This window comes from Novosphingobium sp. (assembly GCF_027489515.1).
Classification (GTDB): Bacteria; Pseudomonadota; Alphaproteobacteria; order Sphingomonadales; family Sphingomonadaceae; genus Novosphingobium.
Map to the genome: position 1 here is coordinate 20,586 of NZ_JAIXZS010000107.1, position 11,084 is coordinate 31,669.

The following is an 11,084-nucleotide window of genomic DNA, read 5'->3' on the forward strand; positions in this document are numbered from 1 at the left end:
GGAGGCCTCCTCCGGCGCGCCACCGAGCTACGCAGCGGCACCATCTCGCAACCCTGAGTCAGCGGACCGCAGCAAGCGCGGGATGGTACAGATGAACCGTGTGATCCCATTTCACACGGCCGCTATAGAGCGAGGCGAGATAGGCCGATATCGCCCGCCGCCCGGCCATGATCGCGATCACGTTGGCCAGTGGCATGCGCAGCACCGCCATGATGCCTTCGCCGAACGAATACTCGCGCGCCGTAAACACCGCGCGCAGCAGGCAGCGCCACGCCAGCGCGGCAAAGTTGATGACGAGCAGCACTTTCAGCAGCGGATCGATCGGCGGCGGACGATAGATCCCCGCCCGCCCGGCAATGAACAGCAGCGGCGAGATGATCAGCAGCATGTAGGCCGCGGCCAGCACGATGGCGGTCAGCGGCGCGCGGCGGTCGCGCAGACGCATCCACAGCTCGAGCGGATGCGCCTCCCAGCCCAGCCGGTCCCAGCCCTGAAAGGCAATGCCGTGCATCCACCGCGTCTTCTGGCGCACCGAAGGGCCAAGGCCTGCCGGAAAGAACTCGCGCGTGGCGACCAGTTGCCCTTCCGCGTCGCGCGCGCGGACAAACTTCGCGGCGCCGCCGATCTGGCCGACCAGCAGACCGCACTCATAATCCTCAGTCAGGCATTCGGCAGCAAACGGTTCGGCCGCGCCGCGCTGCTCCGCGATCGCCTCCAGCGAAGCCCGGCTGAACGCGCAGCCCACGCCTGCCGAGGGCAGGCCCACGCCAAGCCAATCGCGTACCACCATCGCCTTGCCATGGGATTCGGCGAACTCGTCGCAGTAATGCCCCGCGATCCAGCGCGAGCCCGCCTGCGGTTCTGGCCGAACCGGCAACTGCACGAAGTCCGCTTTGTCGAGCCCGGCATCCAGCAGCGCAAGCGCGGCGGGATGCACCATGTCTTCCGCATCGTGCAGGATCACGCTTCGTGCCCGGAAGCCACCCCGCGCCTCGTCCTCGATCAGCGCGGCATAGAGCCGGTTGAGGCAATCCGCCTTGGTCGTCGGGCCCGCGCAATCGTGCACGACGATGCGCAGCCGCGGATCGTGGGCCGCTGCCACCATCGCCGCCAGCGTTCCCGGATCATTTCGATAGCAGCCGGCATAGATGCGCAGTTCCGCCTGCGGCCACGACCGCAAGGTGTGCGTCAGCATGGCCCCCACGACCGGGGCTTCCTTCCAGGCCGGGACGAGCACGGCGGCAACGCCGCGCAAGGGTGCGGTGCTGTCCACCGGGGCCTTGCCCGTGCAGACCCTTCCTGTCAGACGCAGCCAGAGCCAGAGCAGGTCAATTCCGAGTTCATCGAGGGAACCCACCGCGAACCAGATCGCAGCGAAGAGAAGAAGCTCATGCTCGATCCGGCCGAGCCACTCCAATGCCGTGCACAACGGCGTCATTTTCTTGCCCTCGCGCCATAAGTGGCACTAATCCCAATGGATTGAATTAGCCGTGATCACCTATCGTTGCAATGTTACGAGTCCAAAGGATTGGTTCGAGAATGGCGAGAAACCTTGGTTCCGGCGGACTTCGCAGCAAGCTGGCGGCGAGCGAGGCAGCGCCCGGCATGGTGCTCATGGCCTGTGCTGCGCTGGCGCTCGTGCTCGCCAATTCGCCGCTCGCAAAGGCATGGCACGATCTCTTCCTCCACCCGTTTGCATGGAGCCCGGTGGCGCGCCTCGAGACGCTGCACGAATGGATCAACGATGGCCTTATGGCCGTGTTCTTTCTCGTCGTAGGGCTTGAAATAAAACGTGAGTTCGTCATGGGCGCCCTCGCGGACAATGCGCGCCGGCGCCTTCCGGTGATTGCCGCAATGGCCGGCATGGCGGTCCCGGCGCTGACCTACTTAGGCATAACCTTCGGACATCCCGCGCTGCGGGGCGGCTGGGCCATTCCCGCTGCCACCGATATTGCTTTCGCTCTCGGCGTGCTGGCCTTGCTCGGCAGCCGTGTCCCCCCTTCGGTGCGCCTGTTCCTCCTCACCGTTGCGGTGGTCGATGATATCGGCGCGATCGCCGTTATCGCCCTTTTCTACACAGCGTCGCTTGATCTCGGTTGGTTGATGCTGGGCATCGCCGTGTTCGCGGTGATGGCAAGTTTAAACCGATTCGGTGTGCGGTCGCTGCCGCCCTATCTGGTTCTTGCGGCGGTGCTCTGGTTCGCGGTGTTGCATTCCGGCATCCACGCGACAGTGGCCGGTGTGCTCGCCGCATTCACCATCCCGGTCGCGCTCGATTCCCATGGGGACAGCCCGCTTCTCCGCCTCGAACATGCCCTCGTCGAGGTGAGCGGGTTCGTCATCGTGCCGCTGTTCGGTCTCGCCAACGCAGGCGTCGCCCTCGGCACCGGCGATCCGCTTGCAGCCCTCCCGCTCGGAATCGCGCTGGGGCTGATCCTGGGCAAGCAGGTCGGCGTCATGCTGGCCGTGCTCGGCTGCGAACGCCTCGGCATTGCCAGCCGCCCGGCCGGCGCCACGTTTCTCCATCTCTGGGGTATGGCCCTGCTATGCGGCATCGGCTTCACCATGAGCCTGTTCATCGGCGCGCTCGCCTTCACCGATGCGCCGCTGCTCGTCGAGGAGGCCAAGCTCGGCGTGCTCGGCGGATCGCTGCTATCGGCGTTGGCAGGCGCCGCGGTGCTGCGCATGGCTCCGCGCATCGCGCCGGCGTGATCGACGGCAGCGATCACCAAGACCCGAATTCTGCGTGAAACATCAATGCGAAATGGGCGCTATAAGGCAGCAGCACAGACTCGCACCCAAAGGACTCTTCGATGCCCGGTGACAACGCCTCCAAAGCCCTGATCGACACGCTCAACGGCCTCCTCGCCGATTATTTCGCGCTCTATCTCAAGACCAAGAACTACCATTGGCACGTCAAGGGGCCGCAGTTCCACGATCTGCACCTCCTGTTCGATGCGCAGGCGACCGAGCTCTTCGCGCTGACCGACGTGATCGCCGAGCGCGTGCGCAAGAACGGCGGCGCCACGCTCACCTCGATCGGCGCGATCGCCGGCCGCACCGTGATTGCCGACGATGACCGCAGCGGGCTCGATGCCATGGCCATGGTCGCCGCGCTGCGCGACGACAACGCCGCCCTTGTGGAGCGCATCCGCGCCGCCAAGGCCGCCGCGACCGAAGCCGGCGACAACGCGACCGAAGGCATGGCCGATGACTGGACCGACCAGGCCCAGCAGCGCGTGTGGTTCCTGAGCTCGACCCTCGGCTAGGAAGCGCACTCTTGCTCTCCCGCCTGCCGCCCCCGCTGCACCGGGCTCTACTGCGGATCGCCCAGCCGATCCGCCTGCGTGTATGGGGCCTGATGCGGCGCGAAATGCGCGGCTGCGGGGTGCTCGCGTTCGATGCCGGCGGACGGCTGCTCATGGTGCGCCACAGCTATCATCAGCCGGACCGCTGGCTGCTGCCCGGTGGCGGTCTGGCGCGGGGGGAAAACCCCGTTGACACGGCGGCACGCGAGTTGCTGGAGGAGACCGGCTGCCCACTCTCGGATGCCGTGTGGATTGGCACCGATCTGCGCCGCATGCCTGGCGGCTGGCTCAATCGGATCGAACTGATCGCCGGCCGCAGCGAGGGCACGCCCCATGCCGACGGCCGGGAAATCACGGACGCCGCCTTCTTTCCGCTCGATGCCCTTCCGCCCTCTACGGGCGCGGTCGTCCGTGTCGCGCTCGGCATCTTGCGCGCCTCAGAGGCGTAGAACGACCTGCTTGTTAGCGCTGGCTCCGCTGTGGATCAGTCTTGTGTTGGCAAGGTGTATTAACAGGCCTACGAACTTGATCAGCTGATAGTGATGACCAAAGAGAATTGTACGCAATGGCAAATTACCGCGGAACAGATGGCGACGATGTGCTCAGCCTCAACAACAGCGGTGATGTGCTGTTCGGCCTTGGCGGCAATGACACCCTGAGTAGTCTCGGCCCCAACAACAAGCTTGTCGGCGGTCTTGGCAACGATACCTATGAATACGGCGCTTTCAGACCAACCATCATCGAGAAAATCGGCGAAGGGTATGACGTTGTCATTTACATCGGCACCGCTTCATACGTTCTGCCTGCCAATGTCGAGGAAGGCCGCCTGTACGGAGGAGGCAGTCTCAGAGGCAATGCTCTGGACAATGTCCTGATCGGCACCACGGGTGACCGGGATTATCTCGATGGTGGCGCCGGGGCCGACGTGATGCGTGGCGATCTGTTCGGCGACATTTATGTCGTGGACAATATTGGCGACAAGGTGATCGAAGTCGCCGAAACGGGTGCGGAGCGCGACACGGTCTTTTCGACCATAAGTTACACGCTCGGCAACTACGTCGAGGATCTGGAACTGAAGGGTCGCGCCGCGATCAATGGCACCGGCAATGCCCTCGGCAACCGGCTGACCGGCAACGCGATGGCCAATACGCTCAGCGGCCTGGGCGGCAATGATGTTCTCTCAGGCGGCCGCGGTATCGACACGCTGCTGGGCGGCAGGGGCGATGACGTGCTTGACGGCGGTGCGGGCGCGGACATGCTATCGGGCGGCGCGGGCAACGATCACTATATCGTGGATTCAGCGCGCGATACCATTACCGAGAGCGGCGCCGGGGTGGACAGTGTCCGCTCCTCGGTGAGCTACACGCTCGCCGCCAATGTAGAAGGGCTGGTTGCCGCCAACGCGTTTTATTCCAGCGCGCCGATCAATCTCACCGGAAATCGCAGCGACAACTTCATTCTCGGCAATGAAGGCAACAACGTCCTCAAGGGTGAAGCGGGTGCCGATTGGCTGGTCGGATTGGCGGGTAACGACACGTTGGATGGCGGGAATGGCAACGATTCGCTGTTGGGGCAGGGAACCATGACCGGCGGCGCTGGTGGGGATCACTTCTATCTCGCAACCGCCCGAGAAGGCGTTGCTGAACCGATCCGGATCACCGATTTTGCCTCGGGCGTCGACACGATCGTGCTGAATAGCGACAAGCTGGCTGGATACACCTATCAAGGCGCCACCGATGCCGCCGCTTTCTGGCAAGGCACTGCGGCGCATGATGCCGACGACCGGCTGATCTACGACAGCACGACTGGCGAGCTTTTCTTCGATGCGGACGGCACCGGTACGTTGGCGCAGGAACTGCTGGGCACTCTGGCTCCCGGCACAACGCTCGTCGCCGCGGATATCACCTGGCAGACCGACTTCAACATCAACAACACCATCAGCAACTTCTTGACCCTTTACATGTTTTGAACGCGGTCGCAGCGCAAGCCCGCGATTAAAATGGTAGGAACGCCTGATCGGCCACCTCCGGCGTGGTCGTGTGGCCATCTTCCAGCGCCGAGAGCGTCAGCCCCATCAGCCGCACCGGCTGCGGCAGCGGCAAAACGCTATCGAGCAGGGCGCGCGCCGCCTCGGCAAAGGTCCGCTCGTCCGCTACCGGTCCCGGCAGTGACTTCGCCCGGGTGATCGTGTGAAAACTCGTGTCCTTGAGCTTGAGCGTCACCGTCCGCCCCTTCGCCCCGCTCCGCTCGATTCGCTCCCACACGATTGCGATGATCCGCTCCAGCGCCTCGCGCAGCGCCGGCCCGCTGCCGATGTCGCGCTCGAACGTGCGCTCCCCGCCGACCGACTTGCGCGGCCGATCCGCGCGCACCCGGCGCAGGTCGATCCCCCGCGCGGCGCGGTAGAGATAGTCCGCCTGGCTTCCGAAATGCCGGCGCAGAAAGGCAAGATCATGCCGCGAGAGATCGGCGCCCGTCTCGATCCCCAGCGCGGCCATCTTCTCTGCCCCGCGCGGCCCCACCCCGTGGAAGCGCTTCACCGGCAGCTTCGCCACGAACGCCGCGCCCTCCCCCGGCCGGATCACGCAAAGCCCGTCCGGCTTGTTCTGATCGCTGGCAAGCTTGGCGAGGAACTTGTTGTAGGACACCCCGGCGCTCGCGGTCAGCCCCGTCTCGGCCTTGATCCGCCCCCGGATCAGCTCGGCAATCCGTGTCGCCGAGCCGATCCCGCGCAGATCATCGGTCACGTCGAGATAGGCCTCGTCGAGCGAGAGCGGCTCTACGTGCGGGGTGAAGTGCAGGAAGATCTCGCGGATCTGGCGGGACACCGCCTTGTAGACATCGAATCGCGGCGGGCAGAAGATGAGGTCCGGGCACAGGCGTGCCGCCCTGACCGATGGCATCGCCGAGCGCACTCCGAACACGCGCGCCTCATAGCTTGCCGCCGCCACGACCCCGCGCGCGGACGAACCGCCGACCGCAACCGGCTTGCCGCGTAGCGCCGGATTGTCGCGCTGCTCCACGCTGGCAAAGAAGGCGTCCATGTCGATATGGATCACCTTGCGCAGACCGGTGGCGGTCTCCTCGTCATCCGGATCGGGGGGCGGCAGCGCGGACATGCCAGGCACCCTACCCCTTTTCGCAGTGCAGCATAAAGCGCTGGGAACAATTGTCTGACATGCCTATAGGCTCGCGGCATGACGTCGTTCTCCTCCGCACCGACCCGATCGCCCGGCTCCGCCCGGATGGGCCCGCGCGAGTTCGTGGTGCTCATGGCCATGTCGATGGCGCTGCAGGCGCTCGCGATCGATGCCATGTTGCCTGCGCTCGCAGGCATTGCGCAGGAACTTGCGATTGCCGATCCGAACCAGCGCCAGCTCATCGTCGGCGTGTTCCTGATCGCAAGCGGGCTCGGCGCGCTGCTACCCGGCTCGCTGGCGGATCGCTATGGCCGCCGTCCGGTGCTCCTCGGCAGTCTGGTGATCTACATCGCCCTGTCGATCGGCTGCGCGCTCGTTACCGATTTCAGCACGCTGCTTGCCTTGCGCGCTGCGCAGGCGCTCGGCAGTGCGGGGCTCTCGGTGCTCCCCAGCGCGATCATCCGCGATCGCCACGGCGGCGATGCCATGGCGCGGCAGATGTCTACGATCACCGTGATCTTCATGCTCGTCCCGATGGTCGCGCCCAGCATCGGCCTTGCCGTGCTGCTGGTGGCAGGCTGGCGCTGGATCTTCGCGCTGCTCGCCATAATGGGCCTTGTCGTCGGCCTCTGGGTCTGGCTGCGACTCGAGGAGACGCTTGATCCCGCCAACCGCCAGCCGATCCAGCTGAAGGCGATTGCCACCAACATGGTCACCGCTGCGTCTGACCGCGCCTCGTTCGGCTATGTCATCGGCGGCGGCCTCATCCTCAGCGCGCTGTTCGGCTATGTGAACTGCGCGCAGCAGCTGGTCGGCGAACACTTCGGCGCGGGCGCCTGGTTCCCGCTGATCTTCGGCGCAACCGCATTGTGCATGGCGTTTGCCAGCTTCTTCAACTCGCGCATCGTCGAACGCTTCGGCGCCCGCCGCGTCAGCCATGCAGCGGTGCTGATCTCGATCGCCCTCTCCGTGCTGCAGGTCTGGCTGGCCAGCCGCACGCACGAATCGCTGCTCGAATTCATGCCGGTGATCGCGCTCAACATCTGCATGGTGGGTTTCATCGGTGCGAACTTCAGCTCGATCGCGCTCCAGCCCTTTGCGCACATGGCCGGTGCCGCCAGTTCGGTGCAGGCGTTCCTGCGCATGGTGATCGGCTCGGGCCTCGGCCTTGTCATTGGTCTTGCCTACGATGGCACGGCGCTGCCGCTCGCGCTTGCCTTCCTTGGTTGCGGCCTCAGCGCCCTCGTGCTCGTGATGTGGAGCGAGCACGGCCGCCTGTTCCGCCGCATCAATCCGCGCGGAACCCTTCGCGAAGTGGCGCTACCCGATACCCACTGCTGAAGCCGGAGAAAGCCCGGAGTAGACGCGCAGCGCCTCTGCCGCCGGCTCGGGTCGGCCGAAGTGGTAGCCCTGCATGAGATGGATGCCCAGCGCCCGCGCGGCCGCGGCCTGGGCCTCACTCTCGACGCCTTCGATCGAACAGCCGATGCCCAGTTGCCATGCCAGCGCGACGATCATGCCCGTCACCGCCCGCGCGCCAGGATCGCTCGACAGTGCCCCCACCAGCTGGCGATCAAGCTTGATCCGGTCGAGTGGCAGGTCGCGCAGCTGCGAAAGGCTGGACCAGCCCGCGCCGAAATCATCGAGCGCGATGCGGAAGCCCTTCTCGCGAAACGCGATAAGTTGCACCGCCGCGCGCTTGGGATCGATCTGCAACGCCCGCTCGGTCACCTCGAGCATCACCGAAGACGGCGCCGCCCCGGCTTGTTCGACGATGGCGGCAATCGTCTCGGCAAACCCCTCGCGCACGACATCGCGCGCAGCAAGGTTGATCGAGACCTCAAGGCCGGTCTCCCACGGGCGGCATTCGGCCAGCGTGCGTGCCAGCACCAGCCGCGTCAGTTCGCCGGTGCGGCCGGTGGCATCGGCAATCGCGAGAAACTCCCCGGGCGCCTGCCAGGTGGTCCCGTCGGGCGACCAGCGCGCGAGCGCTTCCATCCCCACGACGCGACCATCGCGGCAATCGAAGATCGGCTGATAGAGCAACCGCAGCCGCTCCTCGAGCGGGCAGTCGTTGAACTGGCGCATGACCGCAATGCGCTGCTGCAGCGCCACTTCGTCGTCCGGCCCGAATGCCACGATCGCGCCGTCACCGAGCTCCTTGGCTTTGTAGAGCGCCGAATCCGCACGCTCGAGACAAGTCGAAGCCGTCTCCCCCTCGGCCCGGAACAGTCCGATCGAACCAAACAGACGCAGGGTGGCGCCGTTGAACGAAATCGGCTCGCGGATCGCGTGCGAAAGCGCACGGGCAGCTGCGTTCACCGCATCGGCATCAAAAGCGCCATCAAACAGGATGGCAAATTCGTCGCCGCCAAGCCGGCCATGCGCGGTCACGCCCTCGATCACGCCGATCCGCTGGTTCACCGTCCGCAGGACATGGTCGCCCGCCGCATGGCCGTAGGTGTCGTTGACATGTTTGAACCCATCGAGATCAAACAGCGCGAGCCACGGCCGCACCGAACCGTCCGGTGCGGCGAGGTGCTCGTCGAGACAGGCGATGATGGCCCGGCGGTTGCGGCCGCCGGTCAGGTGATCGACGGTCGCCTGCCGGTAATGCGCACTGGCGAGCTCGGCCGTCTGCCGCTCCCGGCGGACCAGCAGCTGGCGCGAGAGCTCCAGCCGCACGAAGTCGCGGTGCTGGATCTGTGTCATCGCCAACAGGATCACCGTGATGAACACTTGCGCAAGCGCGATCGCAACAGCATTCGGATGGCCGGTCGCAAGGAGGAACAGGCTCCACGGCAGGGTAAACCCCACGCCGAGCCGCAGCGCCGTCTGCGGCGAATTGGCCATGCCCAGGATCGCCGAGAACATCGTCACGGCGATCACGAAATGGAGCAGTTCGCGCTGGCCCGGATCGCCGTAGGGGTAAAGCCCCAGGGACCAGGCCACGAAGACTAGGGCGGCCCATCCGCCAAGCCGCTGCATTCCCTGCAAGTCAGTGCGCAGCTGCTCCACCGGCCGCTGCGCTACCCGATCAGGCAGCCAGTGAAAGGCGCGCTTTGCAGCAATGAGGACCATGACAGGCGCCAGCACCACCAGCGCCAACGGCGCCGTGCCAAGGAAACAACCCGCAACCAGCAGCGTGTTGAAGATCACTACGAGGTAAAGCAGCGGTGCGCGGTGTGATACGCTCACTGCATAGGCTTCGGTAAAGGCGTCTCCCGGCCGTTGCTGCCAATGGCGCCCATAGCAACGCAGGCTGCGGACAAAGCCGCGCAGCCAACGCCTTGCGCCAGTTTGCGCACTGGATGGGGGACCGCCGATTGCCATCGCGGCGGTTTACGCCGCACAGAGTTAACGGCTTCTCAAGCTCCGCCGGCAAAATCGGGTGGAATCGGAGAACTTTAAGGCCCGGAACGGATCAATCGGCGGGGGCCTTGCGCCTCAGCTGGACGGCCCGGCAAGCGCAGCGACCAGCGCCTTGACCTTCTTCTGCCGCCACTGCGGTGTCGGCGCGACCAGCCAGTAGGAGCGGCGGCAGCGATCAGGGGGGCCGAGCGGCACCACCTTGCCCGCCGCAATCGCGCTTTCTGCCAGCATGAGCGGCACGCGCGCCTTGCCGAGCCCGGCTGCCGCCGCGCTGATCGCAGTGCCGCCGTCACCGACCGAAAACTGCGTCTCGCGTGCCTCGCCTTCGGGCGCGGGATCACCCGGCCAGGCGATCCACGGCGCGTCTTCGCCGGCTCCGGGCGCCGCTACGATCTGCATCAGCGGCTCACCCAGTGCGAGCCCTTCCAGATCGCCCGGCCCTTCCGCCCAGCGTACCGCAAGGTTCAGATTCGCCTCGGTAAAATCGAGATCACCATCGCTGCCGACAAGGGCGAAACGCAGCCCCGGATTGGCAAGGCGGAACGCCGCCAGCCGCGGACTGAGCCAGGCCGCAAAGAAATCGCGCGGGCAGGCGACGGTGTAGACATGGCTCGATTGCCCGGCCTGCATCGCCTGCACGCCTTCCTCGAAACGCAGGAATCCCTCGCGGATCGCGTCGAGCCCGGCGGCTGCCTCGTCGGTCAGCACCAGCCCCTTGGTCGTGCGGCGGAACAGCACCACACCGAGCAGATCCTCGAGCGCGCGAATCTGCTGGCCCACCGCGGCCGGGGTGACCGCCAGTTCGTCTGCCGCGCGCGTGAATGAAAGGTGCCGGGCCGCCGCATCGAGCACGCGCAGGCCGTTGAGCGGCAGATGGGTCCGCTTCATACCGTAAGCCGCAGAATCAGTTGGCCGTCGCGGGGGCCGCGAGCGGGAAGTAGGGTATGGCCACGTCGAACAGCGAGCCGTCGGCGCGCTCCATCGTGTAGTGGCCTTCCATGCTGCCATGCGGCGTGCCGAGCGGGCAGCCCGAGACATAGTCGTGCGCCGCGCCGGGCGCGAGCAGCGGCTGTTCGCCCACCACGCCGTCGCCATCGACGAAGTTGATCATCCCTCGCCCGTCGGTGATGCGCCAGTGCCGCGTCAGCAGGCGTATCGGTTGGTCGGAGCCGTTTTCGATCCGGATGTGATAGACCCAGAACCATTTGCCGGCATCGATGCGCGACTGTTCGGGCAGGAAATTGACAGCGACGCGCACTGTCAC

At 65.7% G+C, this 11,084-nt stretch carries 10 protein-coding genes; 5 read left to right on the top strand and 5 right to left on the bottom strand.

All coding sequences use genetic code 11. From position 1 onward, the window contains the following. Nucleotides 1-58 precede the first annotated feature (58 nt). The gene (locus tag Q0082_RS18725; protein ID WP_298195120.1) at nucleotides 59-1,438 is read right to left on the bottom strand and encodes a glycosyl transferase family protein; all 1,380 of its coding nucleotides are present in this window, start codon (nucleotides 1,436-1,438) and stop codon (nucleotides 59-61) included. Nucleotides 1,439-1,539: 101 nt separating this feature from the next. Between Q0082_RS18725 and nhaA the strand changes: the two genes are divergently transcribed. From nhaA to Q0082_RS18745, 4 genes are all read left to right on the top strand, one after another. Next, complete coding sequence (nhaA, locus tag Q0082_RS18730) at nucleotides 1,540-2,712, top strand: Na+/H+ antiporter NhaA (RefSeq protein WP_298195121.1); 1,173 nt, start codon at nucleotides 1,540-1,542, stop codon at nucleotides 2,710-2,712. Between the two features lie 101 nt (nucleotides 2,713-2,813). Continuing rightward, nucleotides 2,814-3,269 carry a DNA starvation/stationary phase protection protein gene (locus tag Q0082_RS18735; RefSeq protein ID WP_298195122.1) on the top strand — a complete coding sequence of 152 codons (456 nt, stop codon included), beginning with the start codon at nucleotides 2,814-2,816 and terminating at the stop codon, nucleotides 3,267-3,269. A gap of 11 nt (nucleotides 3,270-3,280) precedes the next feature. Beyond that, a complete protein-coding gene (locus Q0082_RS18740; RefSeq protein ID WP_298195123.1) occupies nucleotides 3,281-3,757 on the top strand; it encodes an NUDIX domain-containing protein in 477 nt (158 codons plus the stop codon). 116 nt (nucleotides 3,758-3,873) lie between these two features. After that, nucleotides 3,874-5,277: a calcium-binding protein gene (locus Q0082_RS18745; RefSeq protein WP_298195124.1), complete on the top strand. Its 1,404-nt coding sequence runs from the start codon at nucleotides 3,874-3,876 to the stop codon at nucleotides 5,275-5,277. A 25-nt stretch (nucleotides 5,278-5,302) separates the two neighbouring features. Here the strand turns inward: Q0082_RS18745 and dinB are convergent, their stop codons facing one another. Next, complete coding sequence (gene dinB / locus Q0082_RS18750; RefSeq protein ID WP_298195125.1) at nucleotides 5,303-6,427, bottom strand: DNA polymerase IV; 1,125 nt, start codon at nucleotides 6,425-6,427, stop codon at nucleotides 5,303-5,305. Between the two features lie 78 nt (nucleotides 6,428-6,505). On the opposite strand from dinB, the gene Q0082_RS18755 reads away from it, so the two are divergent. Continuing rightward, nucleotides 6,506-7,789, top strand: coding sequence for a multidrug effflux MFS transporter (locus Q0082_RS18755; protein WP_298195126.1), 1,284 nt, complete (start codon nucleotides 6,506-6,508; stop codon nucleotides 7,787-7,789). Here Q0082_RS18755 and Q0082_RS18760 read toward each other — a convergent pair. From Q0082_RS18760 to apaG, 3 genes are all read right to left on the bottom strand, one after another. Next, a complete protein-coding gene (locus Q0082_RS18760) occupies nucleotides 7,769-9,646 on the bottom strand; it encodes an EAL domain-containing protein (protein ID WP_298195127.1) in 1,878 nt (625 codons plus the stop codon). The genes Q0082_RS18755 and Q0082_RS18760 overlap by 21 nt on opposite strands. A 249-nt stretch (nucleotides 9,647-9,895) precedes the next feature. Next, complete coding sequence (locus tag Q0082_RS18765) at nucleotides 9,896-10,708, bottom strand: LysR family transcriptional regulator (protein ID WP_298195128.1); 813 nt, start codon at nucleotides 10,706-10,708, stop codon at nucleotides 9,896-9,898. 16 nt (nucleotides 10,709-10,724) lie between these two features. Continuing rightward, the coding region (gene apaG / locus Q0082_RS18770; protein ID WP_298195129.1) for a Co2+/Mg2+ efflux protein ApaG at nucleotides 10,725-11,084 on the bottom strand (360 nt) is incomplete at its 5' end.

What these genes read in the sequence shown, in the direction of transcription:
- Q0082_RS18745 (WP_298195124.1), top strand. Translation starts at nt 3,874, where the DNA reads ATGGCAAATTACCGCGGAACAGATGGCGACGATGTGCTCAGCCTCAAC.
- Q0082_RS18735 (WP_298195122.1), top strand. Translation starts at nt 2,814, where the DNA reads ATGCCCGGTGACAACGCCTCCAAAGCCCTGATCGACACGCTCAACGGC.
- Q0082_RS18755 (WP_298195126.1), top strand. Translation starts at nt 6,506, where the DNA reads ATGACGTCGTTCTCCTCCGCACCGACCCGATCGCCCGGCTCCGCCCGG.
- Q0082_RS18725 (WP_298195120.1), bottom strand. Translation starts at nt 1,438, where the DNA reads ATGACGCCGTTGTGCACGGCATTGGAGTGGCTCGGCCGGATCGAGCAT.
- nhaA (WP_298195121.1), top strand. Translation starts at nt 1,540, where the DNA reads ATGGCGAGAAACCTTGGTTCCGGCGGACTTCGCAGCAAGCTGGCGGCG.
- dinB (WP_298195125.1), bottom strand. Translation starts at nt 6,427, where the DNA reads ATGTCCGCGCTGCCGCCCCCCGATCCGGATGACGAGGAGACCGCCACC.
- Q0082_RS18765 (WP_298195128.1), bottom strand. Translation starts at nt 10,708, where the DNA reads ATGAAGCGGACCCATCTGCCGCTCAACGGCCTGCGCGTGCTCGATGCG.